This is a genomic window from Sphingomonas pollutisoli (assembly GCF_029167165.1).
Classification (GTDB): domain Bacteria; phylum Pseudomonadota; class Alphaproteobacteria; order Sphingomonadales; family Sphingomonadaceae; genus Sphingomonas; species Sphingomonas pollutisoli.
Map to the genome: position 1 here is coordinate 42436 of NZ_JARFNJ010000013.1, position 14826 is coordinate 57261.

The window sequence follows — 14826 nt, forward strand, 5'->3', positions numbered from 1 at the left end:
AGCATGGGGCGACGGACACTGACCTGCGGCCAGGTCCGTCGTGGGGCGGGATTGCTCCGCCCAACCCCCTTCGGTCCTGCCCGATGATCGCCTGCCTGCGGCGCTTTCCCTCCCGGAGTCCGGTCCAATGATCGGACATCCAGCCATGATGCCACCACCACCGCGACAGTCCCTAAGGATTTGCACACCGTACGCGGCACGCCGCAGGTTAAGTGCCTGAAATACGGTCTGTTCACAGGGTGTGTCGTGTTCTCATGGTGGAAAAGCCTAGCCGGAGTTCGCTAACCCGTTGAAATAGCGTCTAGTTCGACGTTCTCGGCATGTAATACGTTTTCTATGGCGATGTCTGAAATCGCGTGTTAAACCTCCGGCTCCGAAATCCCCACCATCCACCAGTTGAGTGGATGGATCATGACTACACACCACGTCGGCTTCAGGCTTTCGAGTCAGGCTGTTGCGACCCTGGACAGCTTCGCGAAAGAGCGTGGATGCTCTCGCTCGGAGGCGTCCCGTTTAGTCTTTCATTTCGGACTTCCACTGGCGGTCGCGAGCCATTCATTCAACGTCAGTCGCGTCCTGCTCATCCTAGAGCAACTGTCGGCTTCGATGGACCTCATCGTTACCCGCGAGCATCCCGACTACGCGGAGAAGATCATCGACATCGCCCAGGAGCGCGTGGAGGTTCACCATGCGCAGCGGTGATATCCGGTTCAACGGTCAGGCGGCGACGGTAAAGCACCATTCAGCGCGGGGGCGGATCACCCGCAACTCCGGCAATTTCACCCGCGGTTCGCAGCTGCTTGCCAGCCAGTACAAGATGACCTGGGCGGGCCTCCAGGTGCCGATCTGGATCTGGCTCGGGACGTTCATCGTCCTGTTCAATATCTTCGTCTGGCTGGGCCTCGCCGAGCATGAGTTCCAGCTCGACCTGATGAAGCTCTACTCGGCGATCTGGACATGGGTCGGCGCGGACAGATTCCACCTTATCAACCTGACCCTGCCCAACGGCGTCGTGACGAAAGTTCCGATCGGTTACGTTCCCTACGAGCCCCATGTCGTTCACGCCTGGGCTAAAACCGTCAAAATCTTCCTGACGACGCTCGTCATGTCGGCTTTCATCGCCGCTCCGCTCATCATGTGGTTCATCATGTGGGCCAACAAGCGCGGCAGCGACATGCTCCAGGAACGCCATAACCGCGGCGCCCTGCTGGTCGAGCGAGATGTCCTCGTCAAAACCGTCAGCGGCCACAACCGGCGCAGGTTCCGAACCGAGTGCGCCGAGCACGAGCCCCCATACGTCCCGGAGCTGGTCGCCAAGGCTCCAATCCTCGATCGCATCGACCGGGGCATCCACGTTCCCTATACGATCGCCGGCATCCCCTATCCGTGGCGGCTCGAACAGAGCCATACCATGCTCATCGGCACCACCGGCACCGGCAAGACGACGCAGCTGCGCAGCCACGTCTCGCAGCTTCGTGCGCGCGGGCATCGCGCCGTCATCTTCGACCTTACCGGGGTGTTCGTGGAGACATTCTACAACCCCGAAACCGACGTTATCCTCAACCCGATGGACGAGCGTTGCGCGCCGTGGACGCTGTTCGACGAGTGCCGCAACTATGCCGACTTCGTGTCGGCCGCCTCGGCCCTCATCCCCTCGCATCCCGACGACAAGGAGCCGTTCTGGCAGAACGCCGCACGCATGCTGTTCATCGAGATGTGCCTGAAGCTTCAGGAGATGGGCGAGGCCAACAATGCCGCCATCGCGCATCACCTGATGCAGGCTGACCTGAAGTCGATCAACGCCAAGCTGGACGACACGATCGCGGCCCCGCTGACGACGGAGAAAGCGGCCCGCATGGCGGAGTCGATCCGATCAGTCCTGAACGTCAACGGACAGGCGCTGCGCTTCATGCCGGACCCCGTCCCGGGCGGCCCGCCCGCCTTCTCGATCCGCGACTGGATCGCGACCGACAATCGTGACGGCTCGATCATGTTCATTACCGGCTCGTACAATGACCTGGAGATGACCCGCGGCCTGTTCACGCTGTGGATCGACCTCGCGGTCAACAACCTCATGCGCCTGCCCAAGACGCGCGATCTGCGCACCTGGTATCTGTTCGACGAGGTACACGCGCTCCACGCGCTGCCCGGCATCGAGCATGGCCTCCAGTCGGCGCGCAACTTCGGAGGCGCGTTCGTCCTCGGCATCCACTCGTTCGACAAGCTGGTCGCGACCTATGGCCTGCAGAACGCGACCGCGCTCACCGGCCTCGCGCGCACCAAGCTGATCCTCGCCACCGCCGATCGCACGACGGCCGAGAAATGCTCCGAGTTCATCGGCAGCCGGGAAGTCCGTCAGATGGATGAGGCATACAGCTACGGCTACAACAATACCCGCGACGCCTCGACGCTCACACCGCGTACCGCGATCGAACCGCTGGTCATCCCCGACGACATCAACAACCTGCCGTCGCTCCACGGCTTCGTGAAGTTTCCCGACGGTTTCCCCGCTGCGCGGATCGAACTCAAGTACCGGTCCTATGCCGAGGTCGCGCCGGGGGCGGTTCCCCGCAAGAACTTCAAGCCGACCGAATACGTCTCGCCGGAAGACCGGCGTCGTCAGACCGCCCGGAACAAGGTCGCGGATGAGGGGGGTGAGGGCGGCCGGGAACATACCCCCACGCGGCCCGTGGGAGGCGTAGACGCAAGGGAACGAGAACAGCCGGACCTGACCGCCGCTCAGCCCGAGAAGCCCCGTAGCGAGGCGGAGAAGGCGGCTGCGGCGATGGAGGTCACCGGGTCGCTGCCGGTGGTTATCGATCAGGTAACCGGGAAGGGCGTCACGACCAGCCCAACCGGCGCCGATGCCGTCCGCGCAGCGGAGCCAGCGGTTCCCGTCGCGTCCGAAAAGGTGCGCGACGCGCGGATCGGTCTGAGGCTTCCCGATCCGGGGGCGTCGCCAACGCTCACGGCAGGCCCGAACGCGCAACGATCGGACGCCGAACGACCAATGAGTGGCTCTGATCTCGGTCGGCAAGATGGCAACCGCCATGAGGACCAAGCGACCCGTGAGTTGCGCGATGGGTTTGCGACGCAGCGCGATCCCGATCACCACCATCGTCATCATGGCCCGGATCATTCGCCGGAGATCGATGACGACATGGACATGGGGATGTAGCCGATGCTGTCGGTCGCCTCCGTCAAATCCGCCTCCGGCGCGGCGCAGTATTTCGCCAAGGACGATTACTACACTGCCGAGCATTCGTCCGAGGCGACCGCCTGGGGCGGGGTGGGCGCGGCCGATCTTGGCCTCAAGGGCGAGGTGACCAAGGAGGACTTCGAGAAGATCCTCAACGGCGAGATGCCCGATGGCGAGAAGGTCGGGCAGGTCGAGGGTCGGCGGTTAGGCGTCGACCTGACATTCTCGATGCCGAAATCGGCGAGCGTCATGGCCTATGTCGCCGGCGACGCCCGTGTGCTCACCGCGCATATGAACGCGGTAAAGGCGACGATGGGCTGGGTCGAGAAGACCTTCGCCGAAGGCCGCACCTACGATCAGTCCAGGTCAGGGGATGCGGTGCGTACCGGCAACCTCGTCTATGCGCTGTTCCAGCACGACACGAGCCGCGCTCTCGATCCGCAGGGCCACATCCACGTCCTTATCGCCAACATGACCAAGATGGCGAACGGGGCATGGCAGGCGCTCCACAACCAGCAGCTCTGGAAGAACAACACCACGATCGGCGCGGCCTATCACGCCCAGTTTCGCGCCGAGCTGGCAAAGATCGGCTACGAAACAAGCGTCACCGGCAAGCACGGCCAGTTCGAGATCGCCGGCGTGCCTAAGGAGGTGATCGACACCTTCAGCCAGCGGCGCGCCGATATCCTGGCGAAAGCCGGCGAGCTCGGTGTCACCTCCGCCGAGGCGTTGCGCAAGGTGACCAACAATACCCGCGACGCCAAGCTGAACGTCGAGGATCGCGATGCCCTGCGCCAGGAATGGCGTGACCGGGCGGCCGCGCTCGGATTCGACGGCAAGGCACTGGTCGATGCCGCGCGCGAGCGTGCCGGCACTAGCGGCCTCGATGCCCAGCCACGACCGATGGAGCGCCTCGGTGACGTCCTGGCCAATATCCGCGAAAGCCTGGGCGAGTGGTTCCGATCCGCCGATCCGCTCGTCGCCAGCGGTCTCGACCGACTGCGCATCGCGCCGGTGGATCTGCGCGCCCAGCACGCCGTCGCCTCCGCGATCCGCATCCATGCCCAGCGCGAAGCCGCGTTCGCCGTGCCCGACATCACCCGGACCGCGCTCGACCTCGGGCTGAAGGGTGTCACCGCCGCGCATGTCGACGCGCGCGTCTCCGAGCTCATCCGCAACGAGAAGCTGATCCCGGGCAAGGAGGACCGGATCGACGGCGTCGTCACCCATGTCACGACGCCCGAGGCGCTCGCGACCGAGCGCGGTATCCTTGCCGAGATCGAGCGCGGCAAGGGGGAGGGGCGGGTGATCGTCTCCGCCGACACCGTCATCGAGCGGATCAACGCCGCATCGGGCGACAAGGAACTCAACGCAGGCCAGATGGCGGCCGCGACGATGGCGCTGACCTCCGCCGATCGTATCGTCGCGGTCCAAGGCGTCTCGGGCGCCGGCAAGTCGACCATGCTGGCGAGCGTCGCGCGCAACGTCGAGCAGGAGGGCGGCAAGGTGGTCGGCCTCGCGCTCATGAAGGCGACCGCCGATCGCCTCGGCGCGGAAGCCGGGATCGAGAGCCGCACCGTCTCCTCGTTCGTCCACAGCTATGCCCGCCACGCGCTCGCTGGGAAGGGAGCGGGCTATGACGGCGCGCGCGACGCGCTCGCCGGCACGACGCTGATCCTCGACGAAGCCTCGATGGTGGGTTCCGACCAGATGAAGCACCTGGTCGGCATCGCCAATGCGCTCGGCGTCGATCGCTTCCTGATGATCGGCGATCGCCAGCAGATCACCGCGGTCGACGCCGGCAAGGCGTTCGCGCTCGCGCAGGCCGGCGGGATCACGATGGCGCGGATGGACGAGAATCTGCGCCAGCGCACCGAGCAGCTGCGCACCGTCGCTGCGCTGACCAACCGTGGCGAGGTGCGCGAGGCGATGGCGATGCTCGGCGACAAGGTCACCGCCAACCCCGAGCATGTGAAGGCCGCGGCCGAACACTGGCTGGGCCTAACCACCGAACAGCGCGAGACCACCGCGATGTTCTCCTCGGGCCGCGTCGCCCGCGCCGAGCTCAACGTGCGCATCCAGGACGGCCTCGCCGCAGAGGGGGCGCTGAAGGGCGAGGGCGTCGTTACGCCCGTCCTCGACAAGGTCAACGTCACGCGTGAGGAACTGCGCTACGCGCATACCTACAAGCCGGGCCAGGTGATCGACCTGCGCCATGCCATGCGCGAACTCGGCCTCAGCCCCGGCACCTATGACGTGCTCGGCGTCGACGCGAAGGGCCGCGTCCAGGTCCAGATCGGCAACCGGGTTCGGACCTTCGATCCGCAGAAGATATCGCCGGTCGACAAGACCGATGCGATGCAGCTCGCGCAGCGCGAGGAGATCCGGCTGCACGAAGGCGACAGGATCCGCTGGACGCAGAACGACAAGGACCGCGGCCTCAACAACAACGACATCGCCCGCGTCGTCTCGGCCGACCCGTCGGGGATCAGGGTCGAGGCGAGCGACGGCACGCTCCACGAGCTGAAGGCGGGCGATCCGATGATGGAGCGGATCAGCCTCGCCTACGCGCTCAACATGCACGCGGCGCAGGGCATCACCACCGATACCGCGATCGCGGTGATGAGCCACAAGGAATCTAACCTCTCCAACCAGCGCCTGTTCAACGTCACCGTTACGCGCGTCCGCGACGACATCCAGCTGTTCACCGACGACCGCGAGAAGCTGACCGCCGCGATCGAGCGCAACGAGGGCAACAAGACCTCGGCGCTCGAAACCACCGGCGCGCTGACGATCGATCCCGATCGCGGCGCTGCCGGCACAGCGGCGAAAGCAGGCGCGGGCGAGACGTTCAACCCCTCGCTGCCGCCCGACCTCGATCGCGGACCGGAGAAAGTTGGGGGCGAGCCGAGCGCCGACGTCAGCCAAACCGTCGAGCGGCAGCCGCCCGATTTCAAGAACGATCCCTCCCTTGCAGCCGCATCGCTGCGGATCGGCGTCGAGAAGCCGGAAATCGAACTTCCCTACCCCGAAAAGGACATCGGACTGGAGCTATGAGCATGACCACGTCGCCACCGACCTGGGATCAGGTGATCGCCACGAAACATTGGCACGCCTGCGATCTCGACACCCATACGCTCGCGCAATGCAGCCAGCTCGCGCGGCGCGACGATGCGCTCGACTGGGGCGGCGAAACGCTCGCGATGGCCGCGATATTCGGCCTGACCTACGTCTTACTCCTGCCGCTCACCCGCGCGCTGCGTGCCCTCCGGGTCCGGCCCGAGCCAGCACGATGAGCCTCGCCGACCGCGACTATATGCACGGGGCTCCCCGCATCGGCCGGACCTCGCGGCTCGACACGCCGCCCTGCGATGCGATCGAGGGCGCGTCCGAGCATCTCCAACAGGCCCGCAGGAAGCCCGTGGAGCCACGGTCAACCGCGCCGCGCGTGCTCGTCCCCCTGACGCGCCGGCTGCGTCAGGCGGGGCTCCTGGCGGCCGTGGTGGCGGCTTTCACCTTCGCCTGGGCGGTCGGATGCGGAATCGTCAGCGCGTCGCTCCACACCGATGGTGGAATTTTCGTTCCGCCCGCAACCCAAGGTACGCCCGGTGGACGGTAGTTTCCCTTTTCGCTTCCGGCGCCAACCCGAGCCGACGCACGCGACCCTCACGATCGCCGAAACCGCGGATCTGACGGCAGCGGCGCTTGAAGCGCTCCGCGCCGGTGACGGGGGCCGGCTCGCGGTATTCGGCGATGGCGACGCGATCGCCGAACTCGCCGACCAGGTCCGCGACCAGCTGATCGACCCCGCGCGCGGCAACTGGGACTTCTTCGCAGACCATCCGAGCGACTATGCACGCTCGTCCGCGATCGAAGCGTTCCTTCCCGACGATCCTGACGTATGCTCGGGCTACACCTGCGCTTCGCGCTATGTGCTGCTCCGCGCGATCCAGCATGCCGGCGATGAACCTGGTGCGACCCTTTCGGCCGTCCGCGATCTGATACGGGATCTCCCGCCGGAAGCCGTCGCAGAGGCGGCGGGACACGATTCTGGAAACGGTCACGCCCTGCGTTGGGGAATGACCGTGCTGGCCGGCGTGCGACGAGCGACCCACGCTTTCGCCGACCACGACCGGCTGATGCCCAGGATCTCCATCGCGCGCTGGCTGGCAGGATCGGCGTCGACCATCCTGTTCGTACGACGCGAACCTGGACTGACTTCGAGCGAGGTTGTCGCCGTCGAGGCCTCGCTGCGCGATCACGCGATGCTGTCCAGAATGGACGTGTTTCCCCTGGCTCTCCCCTCGCAGTCGATGGAGGTGGTCGATGGGCATCGATGATCGCGACTATATGCGCGATCGCTACCGCAAGCGGCAGGGGCTCGATCCCGGTGCGACGCAATGGAACGATCGCAAGGCACGGGTCGAGCTGAACCGCTTCGGGTTCAGGAAATCGGTGCCGCTGGGGAGCGCGAGCTGGATATCTGGCGGATCGAAAGGGTCGTGGTTCGAAGCCAGGAACAGGGGCCACGATTATCAGCGCGGTCGATGGCGGCCCCGCCCGCGCTTCACGCCGGCCCCTTACTGGCAGGCGCTGGGCGTCGGTGTTGCCATCGCACTGGTCCTTGCGGCCTGGGCCGGGCAGGGCCAGATCAAGCGCGCAACCTCCAGCCTGTTCGCGTCAATCGTGGGGACGAACACCGGTTTTCCGGAATCGGGAACGGTCGCCGTCTCCTCCAGCGTCGACCTGCGAACCGTCAGAAGCCACCTGACCATTCAGGGTGCGGCAGACAATAGCATCGTCCAGCTGCTCGATCCGGCGACGGCGAAGAACCGGCTGTCGGTCTATGTCCGCGCCTTCGAGCGTGTCACCGTGCCAGCCCCGCTCGGCCAATATCGCGTCCGCTTCATCCACGGCCGCGAATGGGCAGATTCTCGGACCTTCTTCGGCAAGGGCACGCTGCACGACGAGGTTGCCGGCGTGATGCTGTTCACGCGACGGGTCGGGCACACGCTCGATCTTCGTCTGGGGGCCGACAGCAATCTCGTGGTCCGGCGCATCGCCGCCAAACCGGCCTCGATCCAGTGACACTGTCCTTCATCCACGCGCGGGGATTTCGCATCGCACCGCCAGGACCGGCCCCCGCGCGCCGGCACGGCGATCAACCGGGACAGGAGACATGAGCAACTGGGATTTCGAGGAAATGGGCGAGTTCGGCTCGGATGCCGACGCAGACCGCTGGGCGAAGCGCAACAACATCGCCCCGCAGGATGTCCGCATTCGCCGCAAGGGGGACGGGGTTGAGCTGGAGGTCCGGCGCTCGGCGCTGGGCGACAGCAGCGCCCGCCACGATGACCGTCGCGACGGCCGACGCAACGGTTTCTTCTGAAAACGGCCAGGGAAGGAGTACACACGATGAAACTGAAGATGATCGCCGCGCTGGGGCTTGCCGCCCTCTCCGTGGCCTTGCCGTCGGCCGCCAGCGCGCAGTCGTCGGCGCCGGTCCTGCTCGCGATGGCGAGCTTCGCCGGAAGTCATGCCGGCACCGATGCCGCGCGCGAGGTCGAGGCGAAGAAGGCGCGCTATCGCGCGCACGCGCTTCACAACGGCAAATGCAAGGACTGCGCGGACTGTCCCGACTGCAAGGACTGTGACGAAGCCGCGAAGAAAGTTGCGGCGGACGAGGAGCGTGCCGGGATCTGCGATCCCGCAGCGCATGCGAAGAAGGCGGGCGCCGGTGCTTGATCGCACCCGCATGCTCGTCGTGACGGCCGCGCTCGCGGCCGTCACACCTTCAATGGCCCACGCCCAGAAGCTGGGGCAGGGCGGCACCGGCGTCGACGAGACGACCGCCGTGCCGCAATGCCAGGTGCCGCTCGGCGTTGCCGCGCTGGTTGAGGAGAAGGCCGCCAACCCGGCCGATGGCCTGTCGCCGCAACTGCAGGCGCTCATGCGCATGGCGGAGATGCAGAACGGCGGTTCGACCGCGCGCGTCGACGCGCTGCCACTGGTCAAGCTGATGATCGCGCGATCCAATTGCTTCCGCGTCGCCGATCGCGGCGAGGCGTTCAGCGCGCTCGAACGCGAACGCGCGATCAATGGCGGGACTGCCACAACCCGGCCTGTCACCAAGGCGGATTATCTGATCGAGGTGAAGGTGGTCTATTCCGACGCCAAGTCGCGTGAGAGCGGGGGCGGGGTCGGCGGTGTGTTCGGCGGGGCGGTCGGGCTCAAGTCGAAGACACTCGAAAGCCAGGTGCTGATGACGCTGGTCGACGTGAACACCGGCATCCAGGAAGCGGTCGCCAGCGGGTCGGCGCGCAAGAAGGATATCGGCGTCGTGGGCGGTGGGCTGTTGCTCGGCCTTGGCGTGGGTGCGCTCGGTGGAAGCTACGCCTCGACCGACATCGGCAAGATCACCACGCTGGCGACGCTCGATGCGTTCCGCAAGCTGATCGAGGATGCACGGCCACGGCTCGAGGCGAGGCTGGTGCCGGCCAAGCCGCCCGCAATGGTGCCTCCCGCCTCCGCGCCGCTACCGGCGCAGGCGGTTCAACCGCTGCCGCAGCCAAATCCGGGAACGCCGAAACGATGATCCGCAAGAAATCGACCCGCGCGGCCGAGATCGCATTTGCCGACGAAGTGATGGCGTCCGACGAGTTCGCGGCTCTCCCCGAGCGCGTGCGATCGACGGTGCGGAACCATCGCCAGGGGATGCGGGGCGAGCGCGAGACCGCCTATATGCTCGATCACCAATTCGGGCCTGACAACGACCGCAACCTGCTTATCCACGATCTGCGCCTGCCGGACGGGCAGGGCGGGTTCGCGCAGTTCGATCATATCCTGCTGTCGCGGGCGTCGCGCACCGCCTCGATCTTCGAATCCAAGAACTACTCTGGCCGGATCTCGAAGAACGAGCATGGCGAATGGATGGTCTGGTATCGCTCGCAACGTCAGCCGCAGAACATCCCCAATCCGGTCGAACAGGCCAAACGACAACGCAAGGTGCTGCAGGCGTGGCTGAAGCGAAAAGGGCATGACAGGGCGTTCGCGGAGGTCGGCGTATTCGTGTCCGTTCCGCCCACCGCGATGATCGACCGTTCCAAAATCGGCAGCGACGAGCCGATCTACAAATGCGACAACCTTTACAAAGCCTGGGTGCCGTTCGGCGGGTCATCGCCCCTGGGACGAATGTTTTCGACCGGCGTCACCGCCGCGCAGATGGTCGAGATCGCCGACCAGCTCATCGCCGACCATGTCCAGGAGGGCGATATCTATACCCGCCTCGGCATCGTTCCTGACAGCACGGACGCCGCCGATACGTCTCATACCGGCGACCCGTCTGGGCCGATCAACATGCCCATCGTCCAGGCCGCGTCTGTGCCGGAATTGCCGCCGTACGTCGAGGCAGAGCCTGTCACTGTTCATCCGGCGCAAAGTCCCTCCACATCGGTAGCGGTTGAATGCACCGTTTTGGAGGTATCGCCCCCTGCCAAGGCGGTTCCCGTCAAGGCGGGCGCACCTATCGAGGTATGCGCCGGGATCGTCGAGCGGACACTGCCAGATGGCCGCATCGCATTCCGGGCCGCGCGCGACGATGAGATCGGCAGGGAGGTTCTTTCCGCGTTGTGCAAGGGCAAGGCGATCTGGAACCCGAGATTCTCCAACTGGATCTGCGTGCCCGACGTCGCCGACGTGATCCGGGCTGCACTTCCCGATGCGATCAGGGTCGGCCACGTCGCATGAATATGATCAGCCTGCCCCGGCCCGAATGCCCGTATTGCCATGAGGCGATGCGCCGCTGGCCGCTGGGGCAGCACATGCTGGTCTGCGACACCTGCCGCCGTCCGATCGTGCGCTACCTCGCTGCGCCCTCGCGTCGGATCTTTCGGCTGCGCCCGCTCTACAGCGTCATCAACGCCATCGCGCTGTTCATTCTGGTCGCGACCTTTCTCGCCATCGTGATCGCCCGCGCCGACATCCGGCATATCATGCTGGCCGTCGCGATCCCCATCGCGATGTTCGGCGCGAGCGATATCGGCGATGGCTGGCTGTCCTGGCGTACCTCGCTCGATCGAGGGTGGAACCACCTTCGCAAGGGTCGCAAGGCGCGGCTGATCGGGCTGGCACGCGCAGCGTTCGGCATCGCCGGCTGTGCTGTCGCCATCTTCGGGCTACTTGCCTACGGCGACATGACCACTCCACGAAAACCGCTTGCCCATCAGGCTGGTCGGCCATGATTCCCTTCTGCCTGATCCTGGGCGACAGCACCGCGGTCGGCACGGCGCAGGCATTGGCAGCACAGGGCATACGCTGCGAGGTTCATGCGCGCGTGGGTGCCGGTTCGGCCGAGATCGAGCGGCGGGTGAGGGGCGCTTCGGCCGCCACCGTCGCCCTCATCGCACTCGGGTCGAACGATGCCGCCAGTCCGGCGCTCCCAACCAACCTTCTTGCGCTCAGGCGGCGAACCACCGCCGTCAAGGTGGCCTGGCTTGCCCCCTACGACCTGCGCGCGTCATCCATTGTCACGTCGATCGCCGCACGTTTCGGCGACACCGTCATCCCGCTGCGGGCGCAACCGAGCCGGGATGGCATCCATCCGGTCAGCTATCGCCCCGTCGCCAAGTCGCTGCGGTGGGGGGCGGTCGCCCCCTTCAGAGCCGGCGTAGCGCCGGCGCCGATCGCGCGCGCGACCGTGCTGGTGATGAGCAGCCCACTCGGGTCGTGATCGCCATCTTCATGCCGCGAGCATCGGTCGCCGGAACCGAACGGCTCGACTCAATCCCGCTGGAACAAATCCGGCCCATATGACAGGCTGAACGTCATGGACCATCGCATCACCCACACCTGCGGCCATGAGCAAACCCATTTCATTGCCGGGTTCGCGTCGCAGCAGGAGCGCAAGGCCACCTGGCTGCGCACGACGGTCTGCGGCGCGTGCTACCGCAAGCAGCGCCAGGAAGAGAACGAGCGCGACGCCGCGGCCTCGCAACAAGCCGTTGCCCATCTGTCGCTGGCGCCGCTCAACGGCTCGGAACGACAGGTCAGCTGGGCAACGACCATTCGCGCGAAACGGATCGCCTTGCTGCGCAAGGATCAACCTCTCGATAGCGTCGAAACCGGCGCGGCGCTGCTCGGCATCGCGGACGCCAAATGGTGGATCGACAACCGCGACGCGACCGACGCGCAGTTGCTCGCCTCGGCAGGGGTGGCTCAGGCTCCCGGCTGAACCGGCGTCGTCACCGCATTCTTCAGCGGCGCGGGCTTCTTGCCGTCAGGCAGCGTCCTGCGGAGGTGCTCGTGGACGATCGCAGCCGAGAAGGGCTTCGGGATGAACGTCGCCTTCTCGGGCATGTCACCCGGATTGGGACGGATATTTGTAGGGGCTTGCAATCGTAGCGGTGTCTGCTCGCCAACAGCGCTATTTCCTGCTCACGCTATCTGCCACTGGCGCGTGGCACCGTGCTCGAATTAGCTGCCAATGTGCTCGCCATCATCCGGCGCTGCTCGCAAACGAGGCGTCGCACTCACGTTATCTGCCAACAGCTTCGACCGCCAAGGGGAGGTCGATCAGACGGCCATAGGTTGTCCCGTTTCTCCATCTGCACCGGGCAGTTTCGGGAAAAGCCAATCGGGAACACATTTCGGGAAAATGGCGCCCTCGTTGCCATCGAGCGCGCCTTCCCGCCGTCAGCCGTCCCACGCGACCTTCCCAATCGGGAAGGCTGATAACCGGCTCACCCATGGAATAAACCCGGACGAGCGTCGTCTATGCTTTCAGGACTGATGCGCCGGAGGCTTATGCATAGACGAAACTGGATGCTGGGTCTGACTGCTCCGGCCCTACTTACAGGCGCAGCCGCGGCCTCCCCTGCCGATGGCTACGCCAGCATAGTGTCTGCCGCGATGGACCGGATGATGGCGGGCATGATGGTCAAGCCGTCCGGCGACGTCGACCGCGACTTCGTGGCGATGATGCTCCCGCATCATCAGGGCGCCATCGATATGGCGGTGGCGGAGCTGCGCTATGGCCATAACGAGCAGCTCAAGCGCATCGCGCAGGAGATCATCATCGACCAGCAGCAGGAGATCGCCGCCATGAAGCTGGCGATCGGTCAGCCGCTACCCCCTTCGACGCCAGCCCCGACGCAGGGCGGCGACCACCATAGCCCTATGGAGCACTGACATGATCCGGACCATCCTGCGCTCGGCCGCCTTGCTGATGAGCGCCGCACCGGGCCTCGCCATGGCCCAGCAGGCGCCGTGGAACGCTAAGGACATGCCCGTCAGCCACCGCGACCGCGTCTATGCGTCTGAACAATTCTCCAACACGGTGTCGGTGACGGACCCGGCCGACAACCGGCTGCTCGGCGTCATCAAGCTCGGCGATCCGCAGCCGATGAACTTTTCGCCGCTCTACAAGGGACAGGTGCTGGTCCACGGCCTCGGCTTCTCGCCGGACGGGAAGACCTTGGCGGTCGTGTCGATCGGATCGAACGCCGTGTCGTGGATCGACACCGCCACCAACACGGTCAAACACACGACCTATGTCGGGCGCAGTCCGCACGAGGCGTTCTTCACGCCAAACGGCAAGGAGGTGTGGGTCACGGTCCGCGGCGAGGATTATATCGCCGTGCTCGACCCCACGACGTACAAGGAGACGGGGCGCATCAAGACGCCCGGTGGTCCGGGCATGACGATCTTCTCTCCCGATGGCCGGTACGGCTATGTCTGTTCGTCGTTCAATCCGGTGCTGGCCGTGTTCGATGTCGCGACCCACGCGCAGGTCGGACAGGTGGCACAGCCAAGCCCGTTCTGTCCCAATATTGCCGCGACGCCGGACGGCAAGCAGGTGTGGTTCACGCTGAAGGACATCGGCAAGACGGTCGCATTCGATGCGAGACCACCCTTCGCGATCCTGAAGGTGCTGGATACCGGGCCGATCACCAACCATGTCAACTTTGCCCGCACGGCCAAGGGGCAGTTCGCCTATGTGACGGTCGGCGGAGAGAATGCGGTGAAGGTGTTCCGCACATCCGACTTCGCGCCCGTCGCCACCATCCCGGTCGGCAAGATGCCGCACGGTGTCTGGCCATCGGGCGACGGCCGGCGCATCTACGTCGGGCTGGAGAATGCCGATGAGCTCGCCGCGATCGACACCGCTGGCAACACGGTCGTTGCCACCGTGCCGGTCGGACAGGCACCGCAGGCGATCGCCTATGTGTCGAACGCAGTTCCGACAGGCCCCGGCACCGACAATCTCCAGCCGCTCGGCACGGCCGGCAAGGCGTTGCATCTGACCATGGGGCCGATCGGCGGCAAAGGTACAGCAAGCAGCATCACCCTCTTCGACCAGGGCATCATTCAGGTCGTGCAAAGTGCCGTTACCGGTTTGCAGCCCAAAAAGCCTTACATGCTCGTGCTGACCGCCAATGCGGACGGCAGTGGTGCGGTAGAGCCGCTTGCGAACTTCATGAGCAACCCGGCAGGTGCGGCGATCGTCAACGCATCGGGTCCGATCCGGCAGATCGTTCAGGGCAGCACCGCGACGCCCCGCCGCTTTCTGGCGGTGGCGGAGGTGGTGAACGGCGCGCCTGGACGCATCGTGCAGGTGCAGCGCGACTGAA

General features: G+C 65.6%; 17 protein-coding genes. 16 read left to right on the top strand and 1 reads right to left on the bottom strand.

Annotated features, from left to right (window positions below; translation table 11 throughout):
- The first annotated feature begins 411 nt into the window (after positions 1-411).
- From PX554_RS21775 to PX554_RS21840, 14 genes are all read left to right on the top strand, one after another.
- Positions 412-702: a hypothetical protein gene (locus tag PX554_RS21775; protein ID WP_016509826.1), complete on the top strand. Its 291-nt coding sequence runs from the start codon at positions 412-414 to the stop codon at positions 700-702.
- Positions 689-3178 (top strand): type IV secretion system DNA-binding domain-containing protein, encoded by a 2490-nt coding sequence (locus PX554_RS21780; RefSeq protein ID WP_035386410.1) that lies wholly within the window; start codon positions 689-691, stop codon positions 3176-3178. Before PX554_RS21775 ends, PX554_RS21780 begins: the two co-directional genes overlap by 14 nt.
- A 3-nt stretch (positions 3179-3181) precedes the next feature.
- Positions 3182-6256, top strand: a complete 3075-nt coding sequence (mobF, locus tag PX554_RS21785; RefSeq protein ID WP_016509811.1) for a MobF family relaxase — start codon at positions 3182-3184, stop codon at positions 6254-6256.
- A gap of 2 nt (positions 6257-6258) precedes the next feature.
- Positions 6259-6495 carry a hypothetical protein gene (locus tag PX554_RS21790; protein ID WP_037447296.1) on the top strand — a complete coding sequence of 79 codons (237 nt, stop codon included), beginning with the start codon at positions 6259-6261 and terminating at the stop codon, positions 6493-6495.
- Positions 6492-6818 (top strand): hypothetical protein, encoded by a 327-nt coding sequence (locus PX554_RS21795; RefSeq protein WP_035386408.1) that lies wholly within the window; start codon positions 6492-6494, stop codon positions 6816-6818. Before PX554_RS21790 ends, PX554_RS21795 begins: the two co-directional genes overlap by 4 nt.
- Complete coding sequence (locus tag PX554_RS21800) at positions 6808-7539, top strand: type IV secretion protein (protein ID WP_275504550.1); 732 nt, start codon at positions 6808-6810, stop codon at positions 7537-7539. The genes PX554_RS21795 and PX554_RS21800 overlap by 11 nt, the downstream gene beginning before the upstream one ends.
- On the top strand, positions 7526-8287 hold the full coding sequence (locus PX554_RS21805; protein ID WP_010409145.1) for a hypothetical protein: 762 nt from the start codon (positions 7526-7528) through the stop codon (positions 8285-8287). The genes PX554_RS21800 and PX554_RS21805 overlap by 14 nt, the downstream gene beginning before the upstream one ends.
- A 91-nt stretch (positions 8288-8378) precedes the next feature.
- Complete coding sequence (locus tag PX554_RS21810; protein ID WP_010409146.1) at positions 8379-8588, top strand: hypothetical protein; 210 nt, start codon at positions 8379-8381, stop codon at positions 8586-8588.
- Between the two features lie 38 nt (positions 8589-8626).
- Positions 8627-8944 carry a hypothetical protein gene (locus PX554_RS21815; RefSeq protein ID WP_131818623.1) on the top strand — a complete coding sequence of 106 codons (318 nt, stop codon included), beginning with the start codon at positions 8627-8629 and terminating at the stop codon, positions 8942-8944.
- Positions 8937-9794 carry a CsgG/HfaB family protein gene (locus PX554_RS21820; protein ID WP_010409149.1) on the top strand — a complete coding sequence of 286 codons (858 nt, stop codon included), beginning with the start codon at positions 8937-8939 and terminating at the stop codon, positions 9792-9794. Before PX554_RS21815 ends, PX554_RS21820 begins: the two co-directional genes overlap by 8 nt.
- Positions 9791-10945, top strand: coding sequence for a nuclease-related domain-containing protein (locus PX554_RS21825; protein WP_010409151.1), 1155 nt, complete (start codon positions 9791-9793; stop codon positions 10943-10945). The genes PX554_RS21820 and PX554_RS21825 overlap by 4 nt, the downstream gene beginning before the upstream one ends.
- Complete coding sequence (locus PX554_RS21830; protein ID WP_010409153.1) at positions 10942-11439, top strand: hypothetical protein; 498 nt, start codon at positions 10942-10944, stop codon at positions 11437-11439. Before PX554_RS21825 ends, PX554_RS21830 begins: the two co-directional genes overlap by 4 nt.
- On the top strand, positions 11436-11927 hold the full coding sequence (locus PX554_RS21835; protein ID WP_010409155.1) for a hypothetical protein: 492 nt from the start codon (positions 11436-11438) through the stop codon (positions 11925-11927). Before PX554_RS21830 ends, PX554_RS21835 begins: the two co-directional genes overlap by 4 nt.
- A 96-nt stretch (positions 11928-12023) precedes the next feature.
- Positions 12024-12428 (top strand): hypothetical protein, encoded by a 405-nt coding sequence (locus PX554_RS21840; protein WP_010409157.1) that lies wholly within the window; start codon positions 12024-12026, stop codon positions 12426-12428.
- On the opposite strand, the gene PX554_RS21845 is transcribed toward PX554_RS21840, so the two are convergent.
- Complete coding sequence (locus PX554_RS21845; protein WP_231372554.1) at positions 12413-12553, bottom strand: hypothetical protein; 141 nt, start codon at positions 12551-12553, stop codon at positions 12413-12415. The two genes, PX554_RS21840 and PX554_RS21845, sit on opposite strands and share 16 nt — an antisense overlap.
- Positions 12554-13018: 465 nt before the next feature.
- On the opposite strand from PX554_RS21845, the gene PX554_RS21850 reads away from it, so the two are divergent.
- Both PX554_RS21850 and PX554_RS21855 read left to right on the top strand, forming a co-directional pair.
- Positions 13019-13384, top strand: a complete 366-nt coding sequence (locus tag PX554_RS21850; RefSeq protein ID WP_082898374.1) for a DUF305 domain-containing protein — start codon at positions 13019-13021, stop codon at positions 13382-13384.
- A gap of 1 nt (position 13385) precedes the next feature.
- On the top strand, positions 13386-14825 hold the full coding sequence (locus PX554_RS21855) for a YncE family protein (protein ID WP_058733715.1): 1440 nt from the start codon (positions 13386-13388) through the stop codon (positions 14823-14825).
- Position 14826: the final 1 nt, after the last annotated feature.